The following is an 18,989-nucleotide window of genomic DNA, read 5'->3' as shown; positions in this document are numbered from 1 at the left end:
GGGATTAACGAAAACGCGCCGGTGACAAGCGTTGCGGCTCGACACCTTCGCGGTGCAAGGAAGCGGGAAGTGCTTGATCCAGCAGCAACGCACAGGCCAGCTGCGAGACACCGGCCGCCGACTGGATGCCATAGCCGCCCTGGGCAGCCAGCCAGAAAAACGCCGGAGTCTGGGGATCGCGGCCAATGACCAGATCGCCATCGGCGACGAATGAACGCAGCCCGGCCCAGGTATGACTGGGGCGACGGATCGTCAGCGTGGTCAGCGCTTCGATGTTGTAGATGCCGGTGGCCACATCCAGCTCTTCAGGCATCACATCCTGAGGTTCGACCGGATCGGCATTGGCCGGTGAGCCGAGCAACTGCCCGGCATCGGGTTTGAAATAGAAACTCTCATCCACCCCGATCACCGCTGGCCACTGTGCAAACGCCTGGTCTTGTGGCCCTTCGAAAGTAAAGGCGCTACGCCGGCAAGGTTGCAGGCCAACGGGTTGTACACCGCACATTATGGCAATCCGATCCGCCCAGGCCCCAGCCGCGTTGACCAACTGACGAGCCTGGACCACGCTGCCGTCGGCCAGGTGCAGATGCCAGAGACCTTCGGCAAAGCTCCCCTCAACCAGCTCGGCATTGCAGCGCAGCTCGCCGCCGGCCTGACGAAAGCCACGCAGGAAGCCCTGGTGCAGAGCGTGTACATCAAGGTCCATGGCCCCCGGCTCATGAAACGCGCCTGCAATAACTTCGCCCTTCAGGCTCGGCACCATCGCCACCGCAGCCTCGGGGTCGAGCAAGCGCACTTCGGTGCCATTGGCCAGGTTCTGCGCATAACTGCTGGCGAGCAGCGCTTGTTGCTCAAGATTGGCGACATACAGACACCCTCGCGGCTCCAGCAACCGATGCTCACAGAACCCTGCCGGAGGCGATTGATAAAAAGCCCGGCTGGCCCGAGTCAACGCCTGGATCTGCGGGGTGCCATAAGCCTCCATGAACATTGCCGCCGAACGCCCGGTGGAGTGGTAGCCGGGTTGCGATTCACGCTCCAGCAAGAGCACGCTTTGCTGCTCTGCCAGCCGGTACCCCAGGGAAGCACCCGCAATACCGGCGCCAATGATCACGCTGTCGAATATCTGCGTCATAACCTTGCCATTGCCTGATGAGGGAATAGGAAATTATCACTTATGAGAATTCTAATATATGAGAATTTCAGAATACGCAAGCGGCCACGGTAAGATGCCTGTCCGTGATACCTGACCGAGATTCTTGATGAGTGACCGCTCCCCTGCTGCCGACCGCCCCGGCGCGCAGCCCCCGATCGACCGCACCGAAGTTGGCGCCCGCCTGCGGACCGTGCGCAAGAGCCAGCAACTGACCCTCAAGCAGTTGTCGGAACGCTCCGGGGTGCCGGTCTCGACCTTGTCGAAAATGGAGTTGGCGCAGGTATCGGTGAGTTACGAAAAACTCGCCGCAGCGGCGCGAGCGCTGAATGTCGACATCGCCCAATTATTTCGCTCGGCGGACATGGGAGATGCCCCGGCGTCGACCACCGTGGTGGTCCATTCGCTGCCTTCAGCACCGGGTTACAGCACCGGAACCTATGACTACCACCTGATTGCCGGCGAGTTTCCCGAGCGGCTGATGACACCGATGTATGCACGAATCATTGCGCGTGAGCGGCAGCAGTTCGACGAATTCATTCGCCACCCAGGTCAGGAATTTGCCCTGGTGCTCAGTGGCCGGGTAAGAATTGAGTTCGAAACCGGTGAGGCGGTGACTATCGGCGCGCAGGAAACCGCTTATTTCAACAGCAATGTTGGCCACATCTACCTGTCGGAAAGTGAAGATGGGGGTGATGCACAGGTGATGGTGGTGATGACGGATCGGTGATGGGCGCACACAAAGCAAGAGCGAAGCGAATTGTGCTCTTGATCTTGATCCACCCGCCCCGTTAACCAGTAGGGCTGAGTGGAGGTGTCGTGGAGGGGCTAGCGCGCAGCGCCTTCGGCGTAGCCGAAGTTGCGAAGCGTAGAGTTGCTTGCAACTCGTAGCTCGCAATGCCCCGTAGCGACGCCGGAGCGAAGGGACCCGAAGCGCAGCGTAGGGCCCCTGGTGGGGCGAGACCTTTGCTTACTTTGGGGCGTTTGCCAAAGTAAGCCGCCGTAAGGGCGGAAAGGTGACTCAGCGCCACATTGGCAAACGGATATGCTCACAAACGGGAGGGTCTCATCGCGGGGCAAGCCCGCTCCCACCGGGCTAGCCCCGCAACACCCTAGTTATAACCTAATAACGAACTAGTCTATTTCGCTATAAAAAAACCTTTATGCTGGCTGCCATCCGATCACGGGCACGTTGGGCGTTCAGGTAAATTATGGATGTAGGTTCATTCGGCTTCACCATTGCAGGCCTCATCGTAGGTTTCATCGTCGGCATGACCGGCGTCGGCGGCGGTTCATTGATGACCCCGATCCTGCTCTGGTTCGGCATCAGCCCGGCCACCGCAGTGGGCACTGACCTGCTGTACGCCGCCATTACCAAAGCCAGCGGCGTCTGGGTCCACAGCAAGAACAAAAACATCGACTGGAAAATCACCGGCTGGCTGACCCTGGGCAGCGTCCCTGCCGCTGCTGCAACCCTGTGGTTCCTCAGCACCCTGGACACCGACACCCAGGCCGCCAACGCTGTGATCAAGCAAGGCCTGGCCGTGGTCCTGGTACTCACCGCCCTGGCCATCCTGTTCAAAAGCAAACTGCAAGCATTCGCCAGCAAACACGCGGGCGACCGCTATCACCTGAGCGGTACCAGCCTCAACCTGCTGACCGTGATCACCGGCGTCATACTCGGCGTCATGGTTTCGCTGACCTCTATCGGCGCTGGCGCCCTAGGTACTGTAGCCCTGTTCCTGCTCTACCCCTACCTGGTCACCCGCCGCCTGGTCGGCACCGAGATCGCACACGCAGTGCCCTTGACCCTGGTCGCCGGCCTGGGCCACGCCAGCATGGGCAATATGGACTGGTCGCTGCTGGGTTACCTGCTGTTGGGTTCGCTGCCGGGCATCTATCTGGGCAGCCACCTGACCGGACGCATTTCCGATAGCGTCCTGCGTCCGTGCCTGGCTGGCATGCTGCTGATGATCGGTTACAAACTGGCGTTCTGACGCCCTCGCAGCCAATACCCAGCGGCCCCTCAGCCGGGGTCAATATGCCCATCAACGCCGTAAGCCTGCTGCCACTCCAGCGTGGCACCAACGATGGATTGATGCTATTTTCCTGCCAGCCCTTGTCCACAATTTCTTCAGTCACTTGATCCGTGGCCACGGGCTGCTGTGCCGCCCTTATTCAGCAAGGAGGCGATCTTTCATGGTGTCCAAGAGTTTCAGAATTAATACCACGCAGGACATATAAATATGGCATTGATTAGGATGAGCGCGCGAGATGTCGATTGATGTACCGATAGAGACCAAGGCCCAACGCCTGGGGAACATGATCAATAGCTACGTATTGCCGATTGGCTGGCTGGTCATCCTCACAGGGATGTTCTGGGTTGGGGAACGAGCGATGTATCACAAGCTCTTTTACATTTTCCTGGCCTTTCCCACCCTCCTGGCGTTGATCCTGCAGCCGCGATTACTCAAACCCCTTACCAGCAACCCGCTGTTTCTGGCCTTCCTGGCCTTCAGCGCGTACACCCTCCTGAGCATTGCCTGGTCCGATACGGAAAATTCAACGGGCAGCTTGGTCAAACGACCGTTGTACATCGCAATGCTGCTGTTATCTGCGGGCATCATCGCTCTGCGCACCCCTGCACAACTGGACAAGTGCACGCGCCTGGCGGCTATCTTCGCCGCATTGGCGGCAGGCCTGTCGCTGATCTACTTCATGTTCTTCAAACTGCCCGAACCTGATAACCGTTTAACCGGTTACGGCGCGCTCTACAACCCCTTGCTTACCGCCCATGTTTTCGGTGCATTCGCCGCATTCTGGCTGGGATCATGGTTCCAGGCACGTAACGCGTTGAGCCCTCTGCCGATTATCTGCCTGGCGCTATTGGGCGTAGCGATTATCGCAACCGGCTCACGGACGCCATTGGTTGGACTAGCGGCGGCCCTTGGGTGGCTGATGATCGTCGGCGACCGCAGACGCAGCCTGATTGCCATAGGGGTCGTAGCGCTTGGCATTATCAGCCTTGTGCTGATTCATCCCGAAGCCATCACCCAACGCGGGGTATCCTACCGTCCCGCCATCTGGATGGAGTCGTTGCGCCAGATCAGTGAACATCCATGGCTGGGCCATGGCTACGACTCCCCCATGACGGTGATCATTCCGGGCATGGGCAGAACACTCGCCGATCCACACAACATTGAATTGGGCGTGTTGTACGCGGGCGGCATCTTGGGGTTGGTGTTGTGGATGACGCTGTATGGCCTGGCGATGTACTTCAGCTGGGTCTACCGCAAGCAACCTGCTGTCACCCTCGCGGCGACCTGGCTTATCTTCGGCTTTGCTGCGGGCCTGACCGAAGGCAGTGCCTTCATGTCACGCCCCAAAGAGCATTGGTTCCTGATCTGGATACCGCTGGCCCTGATCTACGGCCAATCGCTGATCTACTGGACGCGTAGCCGGACACTCAAGAGCTGATCAGCCTCCAGATACCGCGCAAGGTTTTCTTGTTCCAGTACTTGACCGGGATTTCCGCCAGGATTTCCCGAGTCAGCGCCTTGTCACGGTTGGCGTACTTGAGCACCATGGAGTTCCGGAAGTTCATGCAGACCTTCTCGTACTGCGGATGGTCACGGAACACCGCGTACGTTTTCAGCACGTTATCCACCATGAACCGGCCGTTCTTGAAGGTGTTGGTCGGATGATCACGGTATTGCGCCAGCACCTCGCCAAGCACATCGATGAAGTAGCCGGCACGAGCAATCGCCAACTCGATATAGACGTCCTCCAGCCGAATGTTCGCATTAAAGCCACCAACTTTATCCAGGGCTTCGCGTCGCAGCATCAAGGTCGCGGCCATTGGCCCAGGCTTGCGATCGAGAAAAAGATCGTCAAAATCCAGGCGGCGAAACGGCAGATTGCGCTTACGCTGCTCACGCGGCCCCATAACCCGACCATCCTGGTCAATGGTTTCGATATTAGCTGAACAAATACCCACTTCAGGTTTGCCCTTCATGTACTCCACTTGCGTGGCGATACGGTGGGCAACCATGATGTCGTCGGAGCCAAACGGGACAATTAACTCGCCCCTTGCCCGCTCAATCGCATCATTAAGCGTAGCCGCCAGGCCCTTGTTGGCCTGAAAGCGTAAATCGAAACCATGCTTTTCCTGAAGCTGCCTCAGAATCGCCGGGCTCTCATCCGTTGAACCATCGTCGATGACGAGCAACTCGATGTTGGAATAGGTTTGGTTGATGACGCTATTTACGCTTTTTTCTATATAGCGAGCGTGATTGTAAGAGGCGATGATTACTGTCACCAACGGTGTATCAGAAACATCGTGACGTTGAGCAGACATAAAAAAACCCTAAATTGAATCCGTGCTGCATTAGTATTTTTCAGCTTACATTTGCGAATGTCGCGCTCAAGCTCACAAGCCTCGATTAATAGCCGAAGATGCGGGGGTAATGCTACTTATCCTATCATTAGTTGCATCGGTAATCTCAGTGCAGCGCCCTCAGTCTAAATGAAGGCGCCCTCGAACGATACGGGCTTGCTTGGAACCTGCTGCTCGCCATCCGGGATCAAGGCATGGCGGACGCCCATGATCGGCACCCCTTGGTCTTGTCGCTGGAGCAGCACGAGGACGGATCGCTCCAAGTACATAACTGCCAGCGCCGTTGTCTTACGGTCGTACGTCTGGCTTTCCTGATAAACTACGACGCCCTTTTGCATGATGCGAATGTGTGCGGCATGCGCCGCCTTCAAGAAAATGCAAATACAGCGATAATGATAGACAGTAGCAAATGAGAACAATGTAGATGCCGACGAAACAAGCAGAAAACCTGGTAAGCCCAATGAATCCGGTAGTCAGGAGGTTTTCTGTTGCACCGATGATGGATTGGACTGATCGCCATTGCCGCTTCTTCCTGCGCCTACTTTCCAGCAACGCCCTGCTCTACACCGAAATGGTCACTACCGGCGCCCTCCTGCATGGCGACGCCGAGCGCTTCCTGCGTCATGACGAAGCCGAGCATCCGCTTGCCTTGCAACTGGGCGGCAGCGTGCCGGCGGATCTCGCCGCTTGCGCAAAGCTGGCCGAGGACGCCGGCTACGATGAGGTCAACCTCAACGTTGGCTGCCCGAGCGACCGGGTGCAAAACAACATGATCGGCGCCTGCCTGATGGGCCATCCGGCACTGGTCGGTGATTGTGTCAAAGCGATGCAGGATGCGGTGCAGATTCCGGTGACGGTCAAACACCGTATCGGTATCAATGGCCGCGACAGTTACGCCCAGTTGTGCGATTTCGTCGGCCAGGTGTGTGATGCCGGCTGCCGCAGTTTTACCGTGCATGCACGTATTGCGATCCTTGAAGGTTTGTCGCCGAAGGAGAACCGCGAGATTCCACCCCTGCGTTACGACGTAGCAGCGCAGTTGAAGGCGGATTTCCCGGAGCTGGAGATCATCCTCAACGGTGGCATCAAGACCCTGGCCGAGTGCCAGGAACACCTGCAGACGTTCGACGGCGTGATGCTCGGACGCGAGGCGTACCACAACCCCTATGTGCTGGCCGAGGTCGACCAGCAATTGTTCGGCAGCCAGGCGCCGGTGATCAGCCGTAGTGAAGCACTGGCCAAGCTGCGCCCTTATATCGCCGCACACCTGGCTGCCGGCGGCGCCATGCACCATGTCACCCGCCACATCCTCGGCCTCGGCCAGGGCTTCCCGGGGGCGCGCAAGTTCCGTCAGTTGCTCTCGGTGGACATTCACAAGAGCAAGGATCCCCTGGCCCTGCTCGATCAGGCCGGCGAACTGCTGCAGGGTCGCTAGCCCGGAACCTGTGCGCACCTGGACACTCGAAGGTTTATCCCTTCGCCCTGCTTGCCAGCCAGCCCTTGAGCGGCTGGCAACGCTCGGGTAATGTCGATCCATCGCACAGGACAGAGCACGCCCATGACCTCCAAGCTGGAACAACTCAAGCAGTTCACCACTGTGGTTGCCGACACCGGCGACATCGATGCCATCAGCCGCCTGAAACCGGTCGATGCCACCACCAACCCCTCCTTGCTGCTCAAAGCTGCGGCCATGCCCGGTTATGCCGAGCTGCTCAAGCAAGCGGTCGAACACAGCAAAGGCGATGTCGGCCTTGCCTGTGACGCCTTTGCCGTGGCAGTGGGTGCCGGCATTCTCAAGGTGATTCCGGGGCGTATCTCCACCGAGGTCGATGCGCGCCTGTCCTTTGACCAACCCGCGCTGCTGGCCAAGGCCCGGCAGTTGATCGCGCTGTATGAACAAGCCGGTATCGGCCGCGATCGCGTGCTGATCAAACTTGCCTCGACCTGGGAAGGCATCCGCGCTGCCGAAGTGCTGGAGAAAGAAGGCATCCAGACCAACCTGACCCTGCTGTTCTCCTTTGCCCAGGCCCAGGCCTGTGCCGACGCAGGGGTATTCCTGATTTCGCCGTTCGTAGGCCGTATCTACGACTGGTACAAGAAATCCACCGGCAAGGAATACGTCGGCGCTGAAGACCCGGGCGTGCAATCGGTCACGCGGATTTACAACTACTACAAGGCCAACGGTTACAACACTGTGGTCATGGGCGCGAGCTTCCGTAATATCGGCCAGATCGAACAACTGGCGGGCTGCGACCGCCTGACCATCAGTCCCGAGTTGCTACAGCAGTTGAGCGACGACCAAGGCAAGCTGCCACGTATTCTCAAGCCGGGCAACGCGGGCGAAGCCCGTCAGCAACTGAACGAAGCACAGTTCCGCTGGGCCTCGAACGAAGATGCCATGGCCACCGAGAAACTGGCCGAGGGCATTCGCCAGTTCGCTCGGGATCAGGAGAAGCTTGAGGCGTTGCTCGCAGCAAAGGCTTGATACAAAACCGCATTTGCTACTGAAGCGGGGAATGCTGAGTATCCTTGCTTTTTTGCGGCCTTGAGGCCTCATCGCGGGTCAAGCCCGCTCCCACAGTAGGAGCGGGCTTGACCCGCGATGCTTTCTATTGCGCTTCCAGAGATGTTGATGCCTGAACCCTCCGCATTGCCCGCAGTATTGGCCGGCCCCGTGCTGCGCCGCCTGGAACCTACGCGAATGGTGTTCTGGCTGGTCGGCTCGCAAGTGTTGCACCCGACCCTGTCACTGAACTGCCCGGGCATCACGCCCGACCTCGATTGCCAGGTCATCGCCATCGGCCGCCAGGCTTTCGTGCACCTGATCGACATCCGCCTCGACAGCCCCCTGCCCTGCGATGTGCAGATCGACTATGACCTGATCCTGCAAACACTTTACGGTGCTCAGGGCATCGCCCAATGGGCGCCACACCTGCTCTACGACGGCGCCCGGCAAGCCAGCTTTGTCCTGCATTCACGCCTTGAGCAACTGCTTCACGGCTCCTGCCGCAAGCCGCATCATCCGGCGGCCGACGGCCTGCTTTGCGCTGATCGCCTGCTGATGGAATGCAACGACCCCAAGGCGCGCCCCGCCCTGCTGATGATGAGCGGCGACCAGGTCTACGCCGACGATGTCGCCGGGCCGATGCTGCGCGCGATACATGCGCTGATCGAACGCCTGGGATTGTTTGACGAGACGCTGCAGGGGGCGGTGGTCGATAACGGCACCGCGCTCTACCAGCACCCGGCCAGTTATTACCACCGCGCAGATCTACTACCGGCACTGGAAAGCAATGAAACCCTGCGTGAGCGCTTCTTCGGCGGCGCGCGCAAGCCGATCTTCACCAGCAGCAATGCTGATAATCACCTGGTGACTTTTGCCGAGGTCATGGCCATGTACCTGCTGGTCTGGTCGCCGATACCCTGGTCGCTGATCGACCCGCAAATGCCATCCGCGCTTACCGCTCAACGCCAGGACCGCTACCGTCAGGAACAACAGCTGATCCACGCGTTTGTCAGCGGTCTGGGCGGCGTCGCCCGGGTGCTGGCCCATGTGCCTAGCCTGATGATCTTCGACGATCACGACATCACCGACGACTGGAACCTGTCTGCACAGTGGGAAGAAACCGCCTATGGCCATCCCTTTTCCAGGCGCATCATTGGCAATGCCTTGCTTGCCTACCTGCTATGCCAGGGCTGGGGCAATGATCCCGACAGCTGCCGCGCACTGGTGCACAAATGCCAGGCACTGAGCCATAGTGCCCTGACCGACCAGCGCCTGGATGCCTCGTTGCAGGATGAGCTGATCGATGAAGTGCTGCGTTTTCAGGGCTGGCAGTTCGTACTGCCAAGCAACCCGCCGCTGTTGGTACTCGACACCCGGACACGTCGCTGGCGCAGCGAAAGCAACTTCAACAAGCCGTCCGGCCTGCTCGACTGGGAAGCCCTGAGCGAGCTGCAACAGACCCTGCTCGACCACCCATCAGCCATCATCGTGTCGCCTGCCCCGATCTTCGGCGTCAAGTTGATTGAAACCGTGCAACGGGTGTTCAGCTGGCTGGGCTACCCCCTGCTGGTCGATGCTGAAAACTGGATGGCCCATCGTGGTGCGGCGCAGGTAATCCTGAACATCTTCCGACACTCGCGTACGCCAGGGCATTACGTGGTTCTCTCCGGAGACGTGCACTATTCGTTCGTCTACGAAGTACTGATCCGTCATCGCCAGCGCAGTCCGCACCTGTGGCAGATCACCAGCAGTGGCATCAAGAACGAATTCCCGCGACGCCTGCTGGACACCTTCGACCGTCTCAACCGTTGGCTGTATTCACCCCGCTCACCGCTCAACTGGTTTACCAAGCGCCGCCAGATGGAGGTAATCCCCCGCACACCGAGCCACAGCAAGGCCGGTGAGCGACTGTGGAACAGCGCAGGCCTGGGCCAGGTGTTTTTCAATGAACAGGGACAACCCCAGCGGATATTCCAGCTCAACGCCAACGGCGCGGCGCCGACCGAGTTTCCACCCAGGACAACGGATTAGTCAGTAAGCGCAGGCGCCGCGAGGCGCCTGAGAGCCGGATCAAGTGCGCTCGAGGGCGTTGACCAGGTCGTGGAAGGCTTCACGATTGGAATCGTTCAGGCCCATGAGGATCTTGTGCGCCTCCAGTACCTTCGAGCGCACCACGTCTTCGTTCTGGTCCTGGGAAGGTAGATCGGTCAGGCACTCGGGGCATGGAATCGGCCGGTCAACGATGTTGAACACCTGGTCGAAGCCCATCGATTGCAACAACCGCGAGATATCCGGGTTGGTGGTCACCACTGTCGGCAACAGCCCGACCTTCTGGCGCGACAGGATCGAGAGCTTGGCCAGCAAGCCCAAGGTGGTACTGTCGATGCTTTCGGTTTCAGTCAGATCAATGACGATCGCCGAGAAATTCAGCGCCGTGAAGATCTTTTCAATAGTCGCATCCAGCGCCGAACACAAGGTCAGGCGCACTTCGCCGACAAACTTCAGAACGAAGGTGCCGCTCTGTTCGGCGAACTGGATTCTTCCCGTACTCATTGAAGGTTCCTGCTCAACACCAATAGGGCGATATCATCCGGCATCTCCCCAAGCGTAGCCAATCCGAATCGTTGGCGCAGCCCATCCAGGCTGCCACCCGCGGCCTTGACGATTTCAGGCAAGGCCGCCTCTTTATCTTTGAGTGTACTCCCAGGCAAAAGGTCCAGAATGCCATCAGAGAGCAAGGTCAGGCTGAACTGTGGTGGCAACTCCAGGACATGATCCTGGTAGGTCGCCTCTTCAAACAGTCCGACCGGCAACCCGCGGCCCTCCAGATAACGGCTCTGGCCTGGGGTATACAGCACCGGCAACGGCAAGTGACCACCAATGCTGTAGGTCATCAGCCCGGTGTCTTCATCAATCACCCCGCCGACCATGGTCACATGCTTGCCCAGCTTGCAGTTGATCAGGCCGCGGTTGATGTGGCCGAGCACTTCCGAGGGCTTGAAATCGCGCAGCCTGGAATTGCGTTTGAATTCAAACAGCAGCCGGGTGGTCATGAACTTCAGCAACACCGTGACGAACGCCGATGAAGCGCCATGACCGGAAACATCCGCCAGGTAGAAGGCGATGCGTCGCTCGTCGACCCGGAAATAGTCGGCAAAATCGCCCGACAGGTACAGCGACGGAATGATCTGATGCTCGAACGACAGCTCGTCGGCCACCCAGGGACTTTCCGGCAGCATGTTCATCTGCACCTGACGCCCGGCTGTCTGATCCTCCTGCAACAGGTGCAGGCTGGCCTCCAGTTCGCGGTTGGCGGTTTCGAGCTTTTCCCGGTAACGCTGGTTCTCCAGCACCAGGCGAGCGCGATCCAGCGCACGGCGCACCGAATGTTCCAGCACCGCAAGGTCTTCCAGAGGCTTGATCAGGTAGTCTGCAGCGCCCAGGCGCAACGCCTCTACTGCATCGTTCATGACCCCGGCACCGGAGACCACGATCACCGGCAATTCGGGCGCGCGCTCGGTCACCTGGCGAATCAGCTCCAGGCCGCCCATTTGCGGCATGCGCAGATCGCAGATCACTAGATCAGGCTGTTCCTGTTCGAAGACCTGCAGGCCCTGCTGGCCATTACTCGCTTGCAGGACACTGAAACCACTGTCTTCAAGGTAGGCGGCAAGACTGGCACGTACGACGTCGTCGTCATCGATTATCAGCAGCGTGGCACTGGTTTTCTGCATGTGGGCAAACGGCGCCAGAATTAGGTTGGCGTAGGCGGCTCGACAAGGCATGAGCACACGTACTGGATTCGCTTCTAGCCACTCTTATATGAGTTGTAGGACAAGACAGGCTGTCCGGCAACTTGCAGAGGTGCCCTGTAAGGCGCAGACGGTACTCCCATCCGCTGGGGGTTTCAAGGGTACGCCGATGCTCGCGGCTGCTCTTTGCCGGGCAAATCACCAAGAGTTATAAAAACCCCTTTCACTGCAACCTAATGGAAGCATTGCATTGTCAGCACGCGCTGAATCGCCGGCATGAAAAAGGCGGCCCGAGGGTCGCCTGTTTCGTTGCGGTGCGGATCAGAAGTCGTCTTTGACTTCGCCATCTTTGACCTTGAACTCGCGGTTCTGCAGATAAGCATTGCGAATGAACACGTATTTGTCGCCGCGGATCAGCTTTTCTGCCGACAGCAGGCTGGCGCGGGTGTCGACGACATCCACGGCAATCGCGCTGTTGCGGGTCGGCACGTGATCGATGTAGCGGTAGGGTTCGGTGTAAGTGTCCGGGTATTTACCGATAGCGTCACGCACGGTGCTTGGGCCGAGCAATGGCAGCATCACGTAAGGACCGCTGCCTACACCCCAGTAACCCAAAGTCTGACCGAAGTCCTCATCATTACGCTGCAGGCCCATCTTGGTGCCGACATCGAAGAAACCGCCCAGACCGAAGGTGGTGTTGACGATCAGGCGTGCGGTGTCGACCCCGGCGGCATGCGGCTTGAGCTGCAGGATGTTGTTGGCCAGGTTGGTCACGTCGCCCAGGTTGAGGAACATATTGTGAATGCCATCTTCCAGGAACTGCGGGGTGACCGCCTGGTATCCCTTGGCCAGCGGCTTGAGCGCGTAGGTGTCGAGGGTGTCGTTGAAGGTAAAGATCGGCCGGTTGATGCTCTCCCACGGATCTTCCTCGGTCGCCGCCTGGACTGCGCCCATTGGCGCCAGCAGCAGGCTGGCACAGACACAGGCCCGGGTCATCCGATTGATCACGTCTGTACCGATCCTACGCATAGAGTTACTCCTCGACGGTCACTGCATAAGACACTCGTGTCCTACGCTAAAAAAGGAAACAAGTATAAAGGGTCTTCCACTGATGAACAGCCTGACATAAACAAGGTCATGATTTTGTGAACAACGCTGCGCTGATGGCGTAACCAAGGTGTAATACGCAGCGCGTAGTGTGCAAGCTATTTCAGGGATGTTGCCATGTCAGACGCCCCCGCCTTCACCGCTCTGCTGTTTGGCCTGCGCGGCTGCCTCGTCGACGCGGGCATCACCCCGAAACCGCAACCCACCCCCGGCGCCCTGCGGACACTCGACTGGTTGAATCAGCACCAGGTGCCCTGTGCCTGGATTGACGAGTTGAGCAGTGCCGACGCCGAACACTTTGGCAGACCATTACCAGCCTGGATCAAGGCGCAATATCAGGCGCCGGCGCCATGGCCTGCGCCTGACGCCTGCTGGCAGGCGTTAATGACGCTCAAGAGCCACACCCTTGAAGGCTGCGTGCTGGTCAGCGGCGAGCCACGCCTGCTGCAGTCGGGGCTCAATGCCGGCCTGTGGACTATCGGCCTTGCCACCTGCGGCTCGCTCTGCGCGGCCGACAGTCAGCAGTGGCAGGCGCTCAGCCCGCAGGAACAGGAACGCAAACGTGGCAAGGCGACGCTGCAATTGTTCGCCCTGGGCGTACATTCGGTGATCGACCATCTCGAAGCGCTGAGCGACTGCCTGGCCGACATCACCCAGCGCCGCCTCAAGGGTGAAAAACCCTGACACAGGGCCGTTGATCCCGGTCATGCAAAGCGTTGCGCAGTGGATTACTCTAGTAGGCAAGGTATGGACCTTTCACCCGCTACCGGGGTCCATGACTGTGCCTATTCATAGAGGGAGATCACCCATGCCTGCCCGCGAACTGCAACAGCAACTCAACGAGCTGCGCGAGCAACTGGAGCAAAACCCACCGCTTTCAGAAGAAGAGCGCGAACACCTGCATGAACTGATGCGGCAAATCGAGGCCAAGCTTGAACTGGAAGCCACCGTCCCGGACAACGACCTGGTCGATAGCGTCAACCTGGCGGTCGAAACCTTTGAAGCCAACCACCCCAGCCTGACCGGCATCTTGCGCCGCCTGGCCGTAAGCTTGCACAGTATGGGTATCTGACCCCATTCAAGTAAAAAGCCCCGTCATCGAACGGGGCTTTTTCGTTACTGCCGAACCAGGCGCAGGTTAGGCAGTGTAACGGCTTCAGTGCTGCGGTACGGGTTGATATCCAGCCCACCGCGACGCACATATCGGGCATAGACCGTCAGGAACTCAGGATTGAGCAAACGCTTGAGGTCCAGGTAAATGCGCTCCACGCACTGCTCATGGAAATCGGCATGCTGGCGGAAGCTGATCAGGTAGGTCAGCAGGCTCGCGTGATCCAGCGCGGCTCCACGGTAGTGCACAGTAACGCTACCCCAATCCGGCTGGCCAGTGACCGGGCAGTTGGATTTGAGCAAGTGGCTGTGCAAGGTTTCTTCGACGACGCGGGAGGCGTCACAGCTCAGCAACTCCGGTTGCGGTTGCTCGTAGTTGCTGATGCTGACGTCCAGGTCGTCAATGCACACGCCCGGCAAGGCAACCACGCCCTGCCCTTCGACTTCGGCCAGGCTACGAATCTGCACGACCACCGGTTTGCCGGCCGCGGCCGAGAGATCTTTTGCCAGGCACGCCTGCAACGCTGCCGGCGTTTCGAACACGGTCTGATTCAGGGAGTTCAGGTACAGCTTGAACGACTTCGACTCGATGATATTCGGCGAATCGGCGGGAATCGCGAACTCGCCGATCGCCACCACCGGCTTACCCGACGGCAGCAGCCAGGACAGCTCGAAGCAGTTCCAGAAATCCACACCTTGCCATGGCAGCGTTTCGGCACTGACGCCCAGCTCGGCCCATTTGGCTGCGCGAGGAATCGGGAACAGCAGCGATGGCGTGTAAGTGGCGATGTATTCGCTGGACTTGCCCAGCGGGGAATGTTCGGCGGCGGGATGCATGACTCAAACCTGAAGGACGAAATGTGCCTAGTTTATCGGTTTGTGCCATGCAAAGGGGAATCGGCTGTTATTGGCCGATGGTCAGCTCCCCAACCATACCCGCCTGATAGTGGCCCGGAACATTGCAGGCGAACTCGATGGGGGTGGTCTGAGTGAAGGTCCAGGTCAGCTCGGCACGCTTGCCGGGGGCAACCATCACCGTATTGGGGTCGTCATGTTTCATCATTGCACCGTGCTGCATGCTGCCGTGGCCCATGGCCGCGTGGTCCATCTGCCCCTGCATGGCGATCATTTCCTTCTGATGCCTGGCATGCATGGCCGCGTCGCCGAGGCTGAACTCATGCGCCACCGCGCCCTTGTTGATCAGCACGAAGCGTACGGTTTCCCCGGCCTTGACCTGCAAGCTGCGTGGCGCGTAGTACATGTCGCCCATGATGATCTCCACGGTACGATCAGCCTTGGCAGCTGCTGCAGGCGCGCCAAAGGCAAAAGAATTCGCAGGAGAAGCCAGTGCAGGCAAACTGAACAGCGCCAGGGCGCCAGCGAAAAAAAGGTGTTTCATATCAGGCCCACTCCAGGGTTGCGACGAATCAGGCTTCACTGTAGAAAACCGGCGCTGGCAGCTACCTGACAAAAACATTACAACTTTGTCAGCTTGGCCATCTGGCCCCTCCGGCGCGGTATAACCAGCCGGCAACCCATGTCCATGAGCCTCCCTGATGAAACTGTTGATCGTCGAAGACCAGACCAAGACCGGCCAGTACTTGAGCCAGGGCCTCAGTGAAGCAGGCTTTGCCACGGAGCTGGCCGCCGACGGCAATACCGGCCAGCACCTGGCCCTGACCGGCGACTACGACCTGCTGATCCTCGATGTGATGCTGCCCGGCCGCGATGGCTGGCAGATTCTCCAGGCCGTACGCGCAGCTGGCAGTGAGGTGCCGGTGCTTTTCCTCACCGCCCGCGATGCCGTGGAAGACCGCGTACATGGCCTGGAGCTGGGCGCCGATGATTACCTGGTCAAGCCGTTTGCCTTCTCCGAGTTGCTGGCACGGGTGCGCAGCCTGCTGCGCCGCGGCAGCAGCCCGACCCAGGAAACCAACCTGGGCCTTGCCGACCTGCGCCTGGACCTGATCCGCCGCCGGGTCGAGCGCAACGGCCAGCGCATCGACCTGACCGCCAAGGAGTTCGCCCTGCTCGAACTGCTGCTGCGCCGTCAAGGCGAGGTACTGCCCAAGTCGCTGATTGCCTCTCAGGTCTGGGACATGAATTTCGACAGCGACACCAACGTCATCGAAGTGGCGATCCGCCGCCTTCGCCTGAAAATCGATGACAACCACGAGCGCAAGCTGATTCATACCGTGCGCGGCATGGGTTACGTGCTTGAAGAGCGGCTTGCCTGATGCGCCGATTGTCCCTGGGTGGCCGTCTGGCCCTGTTGTTTGCTGCTTGCACGGCTGCGGTATCGTTGACCGCTGGCCTGTTGTTCAGCCGCGCCAGCGAACGCCATTTCATCGAGCTGGACCAGCAACTGCTCGAGAGTCGACTGTCGGTGTTGCGCCAGATGCTTGAAGGCGTACACGACCCGGCCAGCCTGGCTACGCGCCTGCCCGCCCTGCAAACCGAATTGAGCCACCAGGCTGACCTCGCGGTACGCGTACGGGGCAGCGATGGCCAGGTGTGGTTCGACAGCCAGACCAACCTGCCCGAATCGCCTCAGGTGCCCGGGATCAGCACCGTGCACAGCACCAGTAGCGACTACCGCAGCCTGTGCGTCAATCTGCAGCATGGCGACCCACAGTCGGCGCAACTGACACTGTTTCTCGACATCACCCACCACCAGCACTTCCTGCAGCGCATGCAGCAACTGATCTGGCTGACCGTCGGCCTCTCCGCCCTGGCCACCGCCCTGCTCGGCGCCTGGGCTGCGCGCAGCGGCCTGCGACCATTGCGGCGCATGGGCGAGGTCGCCTCACAGGTATCGGCGCGCTCGCTGACCACGCGCCTGCCTGAAAACCAGATGCCGGTTGAACTGGCCGAACTGGCACAGACCGTCAACGCCATGCTGGAACGTCTGGATGATGCCTTTCAGCGTTTGTCGGCGTTCTCTGCCGATATCGCCCACGAATTGCGCACGCCATTGTCGAACCTGCTGACGCACACCCAGGTCACCCTCACCCGCCCACGCGACCTGGACGAATACCGCGAGGCCTTGCACAGCAACCTTGAAGAACTGCAGTGGATGGCACAACTGGTCAACGACATGCTCTATCTGGCCAAGGCCGACCACGGCCTGTTGATGCCCAGCCGCCAGCGGCTTGCCCTGTCTGATGAGGCCGATGCCTTGCTGGAGTACTACGCCCCGCTGGCCGAAGAAACCGGTATTACTTTGCATCGCCAAGGCCAGGCCAGCCTGGAAGGTGACCGGCACATGCTGCGCCGGGCGCTGTCCAACCTGCTGGACAACGCCTTGCGCTTTACCCCGGCACAGGGCGAAATTCGCTTGAGTATCGAGGTGGGGAATGACCAGGTGAGCCTGCAGGTGGCAAATACTGGCGCGCCCATAGACCCGGCATTGCTACCGCGCCTGTTCGACCGTTTCTATCGGGCCGATCCGGCGCGGCGTGAAGGCAGTAGCGAGCATGCGGGGTTGGGCCTGGCGATTACCCGTTCGATTGTCCAGGCCCATGGCGGGAGTATTCGTGCCGAGTCGGCGGCGGGCTGGACGCGGTTTGTGATTGATCTACCGGCGGCGTGAAACTTTATCGCGGGGCAAGCCCGCTCCCACAGTGGGAGCGGGCTTGCCCCGCGATGGCCATCACTCGTAACGCAATGCGTACGCCGGTTCTACCTGCGAAGCCCGATACGCCGGGTACAAGGTCGCCAGAAAACTCATCACCAGGCCAGCACTGCAGATCAGCGCCACATCACCCCATTGCAGTTCCGACGGCAGACTGCTGATGAAATACACATCAGAGGTAAAGATGTGTTGCCCGCTGACCCGCTCCAGCCAGCCGACAATCTGGCTGACATTGAGCGCGGCAACCACCCCGAGCACGCCACCGATCAAGGTGCCGACAATCCCGATCAAGGTGCCCTGAACCATGAAAGTGCCCATGATCTGCGCCGGGGTCGCGCCAATGGTGCGCAGGATGGCGATGTCCGCGCCCTTGTCATTGACCACCATGATCAGCGTGGCAATGATGTTGAACGCCGCCACGGCGATGATCATCAGCAGCAACAGGCCAATCATGGTCTTTTCCATCTTCATGGCGCTGAACAGGCTGCCCTGGGTATGCGACCAGTCATCGGCACGGTACTGCTCGCCCAGGCTTGCGGCGATAGCCTTGGACACCTGCGGCGCGGCGTACAGGTCCTTGAGCTTGAGGCGCACGCCCTGCACCTGACCCGGCTGCCAGCGCTGCATTTGTGCTGCATCGGCCATATGGATGTAGGCCATGGAGCCATCCAGCTCGGCGCCCACCTTGAACACCCCGACCACATTCAGACGCTGCATCCGCGGCGTGATGCCACCTGGAGCACTGCTCACTTCCGGCACGATCAGGGTCAGCTTGTCACCGACATTCAAACGAAAACGCCGGGCGCTGATCTCGCCGATCACTACCCCGTATTCGCCCGGTTCCAGCGCCTGCAGGCTGCCCTGGACGATGTGCTGGGCAACGATCGAGACCTTGCCCTCCTCGGCCGGATCGATACCGCTGACCTGGATCGGCTGCATCGCCCCCTTGTAGGAGAGCATGCCCTCCATCTCGGTCAACGGCGCGACAGCAAGCACTTGCGGGTTTTTCAGCGCAGCCTCGGCCGCCGGGCGCCAGTCAGCCAATGGCTGCACACCGAGAATGCTGGCATGCGGCACCATGCCGAGGATCCGCGCACTCATTTCGCGCTGAAAACCGTTCATTACCGACAACACCACGATCATCGCCAGCACACCCAGGGACAGGCCGATCATCGAGGTCATGGAAATGAACGAGATGAAATGGTTGCGGCGCTTGGCGCGGGTGTAGCGCGCGCCGATGAAAATAGACAAGGGTCTGAACATGAACGGAAGCACCCAGGTAAAGAAAAGAAACACGGTGCCCGCCTAAGTATGCGGGCACGCTGCACGGC

Annotated in this window: 18 protein-coding genes; 10 read left to right on the top strand and 8 right to left on the bottom strand. The window is 59.7% G+C overall.

Annotated features, from left to right (window positions below; all coding sequences use genetic code 11):
- Positions 1 to 4: 4 nt before the first annotated feature.
- Positions 5 to 1,135 carry an NAD(P)/FAD-dependent oxidoreductase gene (locus ACVI9W_RS20785; RefSeq protein WP_461531023.1) on the bottom strand — a complete coding sequence of 377 codons (1,131 nt, stop codon included), beginning with the start codon at positions 1,133 to 1,135 and terminating at the stop codon, positions 5 to 7.
- Between the two features lie 127 nt (positions 1,136 to 1,262).
- On the opposite strand from ACVI9W_RS20785, the gene ACVI9W_RS20780 reads away from it, so the two are divergent.
- The 3 genes from ACVI9W_RS20780 (at position 1,263) to ACVI9W_RS20770 (ending at position 4,630) form a co-directional block, all read left to right on the top strand.
- Positions 1,263 to 1,883 carry a helix-turn-helix domain-containing protein gene (locus ACVI9W_RS20780; RefSeq protein WP_461531022.1) on the top strand — a complete coding sequence of 207 codons (621 nt, stop codon included), beginning with the start codon at positions 1,263 to 1,265 and terminating at the stop codon, positions 1,881 to 1,883.
- A 481-nt stretch (positions 1,884 to 2,364) separates the two neighbouring features.
- A complete protein-coding gene (locus ACVI9W_RS20775) occupies positions 2,365 to 3,150 on the top strand; it encodes a sulfite exporter TauE/SafE family protein (protein WP_157191863.1) in 786 nt (261 codons plus the stop codon).
- A gap of 277 nt (positions 3,151 to 3,427) precedes the next feature.
- Complete coding sequence (locus ACVI9W_RS20770) at positions 3,428 to 4,630, top strand: O-antigen ligase family protein (protein WP_461531021.1); 1,203 nt, start codon at positions 3,428 to 3,430, stop codon at positions 4,628 to 4,630.
- Here ACVI9W_RS20770 and ACVI9W_RS20765 read toward each other — a convergent pair.
- Positions 4,620 to 5,510, bottom strand: a complete 891-nt coding sequence (locus ACVI9W_RS20765; RefSeq protein ID WP_461531020.1) for a glycosyltransferase family 2 protein — start codon at positions 5,508 to 5,510, stop codon at positions 4,620 to 4,622. The two genes, ACVI9W_RS20770 and ACVI9W_RS20765, sit on opposite strands and share 11 nt — an antisense overlap.
- Before the next feature lie 499 nt (positions 5,511 to 6,009).
- On the opposite strand from ACVI9W_RS20765, the gene dusA reads away from it, so the two are divergent.
- The 3 genes from dusA (at position 6,010) to ACVI9W_RS20750 (ending at position 10,086) form a co-directional block, all read left to right on the top strand.
- Positions 6,010 to 6,984 (top strand): tRNA dihydrouridine(20/20a) synthase DusA, encoded by a 975-nt coding sequence (dusA, locus tag ACVI9W_RS20760; protein ID WP_461531019.1) that lies wholly within the window; start codon positions 6,010 to 6,012, stop codon positions 6,982 to 6,984.
- A gap of 123 nt (positions 6,985 to 7,107) precedes the next feature.
- Positions 7,108 to 8,034, top strand: coding sequence for a transaldolase (gene tal, locus ACVI9W_RS20755; RefSeq protein WP_461531018.1), 927 nt, complete (start codon positions 7,108 to 7,110; stop codon positions 8,032 to 8,034).
- A gap of 147 nt (positions 8,035 to 8,181) precedes the next feature.
- Positions 8,182 to 10,086, top strand: a complete 1,905-nt coding sequence (locus tag ACVI9W_RS20750) for an alkaline phosphatase D family protein (protein ID WP_461531017.1) — start codon at positions 8,182 to 8,184, stop codon at positions 10,084 to 10,086.
- Between the two features lie 39 nt (positions 10,087 to 10,125).
- Here the strand turns inward: ACVI9W_RS20750 and rssC are convergent, their stop codons facing one another.
- The 3 genes from rssC to ACVI9W_RS20735 all read right to left on the bottom strand — a co-directional run bounded on the left by rssC (position 10,126) and on the right by ACVI9W_RS20735 (position 12,803).
- Positions 10,126 to 10,608 carry an anti-sigma factor antagonist RssC gene (gene rssC / locus ACVI9W_RS20745; RefSeq protein ID WP_013971741.1) on the bottom strand — a complete coding sequence of 161 codons (483 nt, stop codon included), beginning with the start codon at positions 10,606 to 10,608 and terminating at the stop codon, positions 10,126 to 10,128.
- Entirely contained in the window at positions 10,605 to 11,789 is a 1,185-nt protein-coding gene (gene rssB / locus ACVI9W_RS20740) for a two-component system response regulator RssB (RefSeq protein ID WP_038608932.1), read from the bottom strand. Before rssB ends, rssC begins: the two co-directional genes overlap by 4 nt.
- 339 nt (positions 11,790 to 12,128) lie before the next feature.
- Entirely contained in the window at positions 12,129 to 12,803 is a 675-nt protein-coding gene (locus ACVI9W_RS20735) for an MlaA family lipoprotein (RefSeq protein ID WP_461531853.1), read from the bottom strand.
- Positions 12,804 to 13,031: 228 nt separating this feature from the next.
- On the opposite strand from ACVI9W_RS20735, the gene ACVI9W_RS20730 reads away from it, so the two are divergent.
- A complete protein-coding gene (locus ACVI9W_RS20730) occupies positions 13,032 to 13,598 on the top strand; it encodes a phosphonoacetaldehyde phosphonohydrolase-related protein (protein ID WP_461531016.1) in 567 nt (188 codons plus the stop codon).
- Between the two features lie 124 nt (positions 13,599 to 13,722).
- Positions 13,723 to 13,986, top strand: a complete 264-nt coding sequence (locus ACVI9W_RS20725) for a DUF4404 family protein (protein WP_038608926.1) — start codon at positions 13,723 to 13,725, stop codon at positions 13,984 to 13,986.
- Between the two features lie 44 nt (positions 13,987 to 14,030).
- On the opposite strand, the gene queF is transcribed toward ACVI9W_RS20725, so the two are convergent.
- Both queF and ACVI9W_RS20715 read right to left on the bottom strand, forming a co-directional pair.
- Complete coding sequence (gene queF / locus ACVI9W_RS20720; RefSeq protein WP_461531015.1) at positions 14,031 to 14,861, bottom strand: NADPH-dependent 7-cyano-7-deazaguanine reductase QueF; 831 nt, start codon at positions 14,859 to 14,861, stop codon at positions 14,031 to 14,033.
- A 67-nt stretch (positions 14,862 to 14,928) separates the two neighbouring features.
- A complete protein-coding gene (locus ACVI9W_RS20715; protein ID WP_461531014.1) occupies positions 14,929 to 15,423 on the bottom strand; it encodes a cupredoxin domain-containing protein in 495 nt (164 codons plus the stop codon).
- 157 nt (positions 15,424 to 15,580) lie between these two features.
- On the opposite strand from ACVI9W_RS20715, the gene ACVI9W_RS20710 reads away from it, so the two are divergent.
- Complete coding sequence (locus tag ACVI9W_RS20710; protein WP_461531013.1) at positions 15,581 to 16,261, top strand: heavy metal response regulator transcription factor; 681 nt, start codon at positions 15,581 to 15,583, stop codon at positions 16,259 to 16,261.
- Positions 16,258 to 17,616 carry a heavy metal sensor histidine kinase gene (locus tag ACVI9W_RS20705; protein ID WP_461531852.1) on the top strand — a complete coding sequence of 453 codons (1,359 nt, stop codon included), beginning with the start codon at positions 16,258 to 16,260 and terminating at the stop codon, positions 17,614 to 17,616. The genes ACVI9W_RS20710 and ACVI9W_RS20705 overlap by 4 nt, the downstream gene beginning before the upstream one ends.
- Before the next feature lie 60 nt (positions 17,617 to 17,676).
- Here the strand turns inward: ACVI9W_RS20705 and ACVI9W_RS20700 are convergent, their stop codons facing one another.
- Positions 17,677 to 18,921 carry a lipoprotein-releasing ABC transporter permease subunit gene (locus tag ACVI9W_RS20700; RefSeq protein WP_461531012.1) on the bottom strand — a complete coding sequence of 415 codons (1,245 nt, stop codon included), beginning with the start codon at positions 18,919 to 18,921 and terminating at the stop codon, positions 17,677 to 17,679.
- Positions 18,922 to 18,989 lie beyond the last annotated feature (68 nt).

Source organism: Pseudomonas sp. 210_17 TE3656 (assembly GCF_054821965.1).
Note: the sequence above shows the minus strand (reverse complement) of the source record. Positions and strands in the feature narration are given on the sequence as shown.

What these genes read in the sequence shown, in the direction of transcription:
- ACVI9W_RS20785 (WP_461531023.1), bottom strand. Translation starts at nt 1,135, where the DNA reads ATGACGCAGATATTCGACAGCGTGATCATTGGCGCCGGTATTGCGGGT.
- ACVI9W_RS20780 (WP_461531022.1), top strand. Translation starts at nt 1,263, where the DNA reads ATGAGTGACCGCTCCCCTGCTGCCGACCGCCCCGGCGCGCAGCCCCCG.
- ACVI9W_RS20775 (WP_157191863.1), top strand. Translation starts at nt 2,365, where the DNA reads ATGGATGTAGGTTCATTCGGCTTCACCATTGCAGGCCTCATCGTAGGT.
- ACVI9W_RS20770 (WP_461531021.1), top strand. Translation starts at nt 3,428, where the DNA reads ATGTCGATTGATGTACCGATAGAGACCAAGGCCCAACGCCTGGGGAAC.
- ACVI9W_RS20765 (WP_461531020.1), bottom strand. Translation starts at nt 5,510, where the DNA reads ATGTCTGCTCAACGTCACGATGTTTCTGATACACCGTTGGTGACAGTA.
- dusA (WP_461531019.1), top strand. Translation starts at nt 6,010, where the DNA reads ATGAATCCGGTAGTCAGGAGGTTTTCTGTTGCACCGATGATGGATTGG.
- tal (WP_461531018.1), top strand. Translation starts at nt 7,108, where the DNA reads ATGACCTCCAAGCTGGAACAACTCAAGCAGTTCACCACTGTGGTTGCC.
- ACVI9W_RS20750 (WP_461531017.1), top strand. Translation starts at nt 8,182, where the DNA reads ATGCCTGAACCCTCCGCATTGCCCGCAGTATTGGCCGGCCCCGTGCTG.
- rssC (WP_013971741.1), bottom strand. Translation starts at nt 10,608, where the DNA reads ATGAGTACGGGAAGAATCCAGTTCGCCGAACAGAGCGGCACCTTCGTT.
- rssB (WP_038608932.1), bottom strand. Translation starts at nt 11,789, where the DNA reads ATGCAGAAAACCAGTGCCACGCTGCTGATAATCGATGACGACGACGTC.
- ACVI9W_RS20735 (WP_461531853.1), bottom strand. Translation starts at nt 12,803, where the DNA reads ATGACCCGGGCCTGTGTCTGTGCCAGCCTGCTGCTGGCGCCAATGGGC.
- ACVI9W_RS20730 (WP_461531016.1), top strand. Translation starts at nt 13,032, where the DNA reads ATGTCAGACGCCCCCGCCTTCACCGCTCTGCTGTTTGGCCTGCGCGGC.
- ACVI9W_RS20725 (WP_038608926.1), top strand. Translation starts at nt 13,723, where the DNA reads ATGCCTGCCCGCGAACTGCAACAGCAACTCAACGAGCTGCGCGAGCAA.
- queF (WP_461531015.1), bottom strand. Translation starts at nt 14,861, where the DNA reads ATGCATCCCGCCGCCGAACATTCCCCGCTGGGCAAGTCCAGCGAATAC.
- ACVI9W_RS20715 (WP_461531014.1), bottom strand. Translation starts at nt 15,423, where the DNA reads ATGAAACACCTTTTTTTCGCTGGCGCCCTGGCGCTGTTCAGTTTGCCT.
- ACVI9W_RS20710 (WP_461531013.1), top strand. Translation starts at nt 15,581, where the DNA reads ATGAAACTGTTGATCGTCGAAGACCAGACCAAGACCGGCCAGTACTTG.
- ACVI9W_RS20700 (WP_461531012.1), bottom strand. Translation starts at nt 18,921, where the DNA reads ATGTTCAGACCCTTGTCTATTTTCATCGGCGCGCGCTACACCCGCGCC.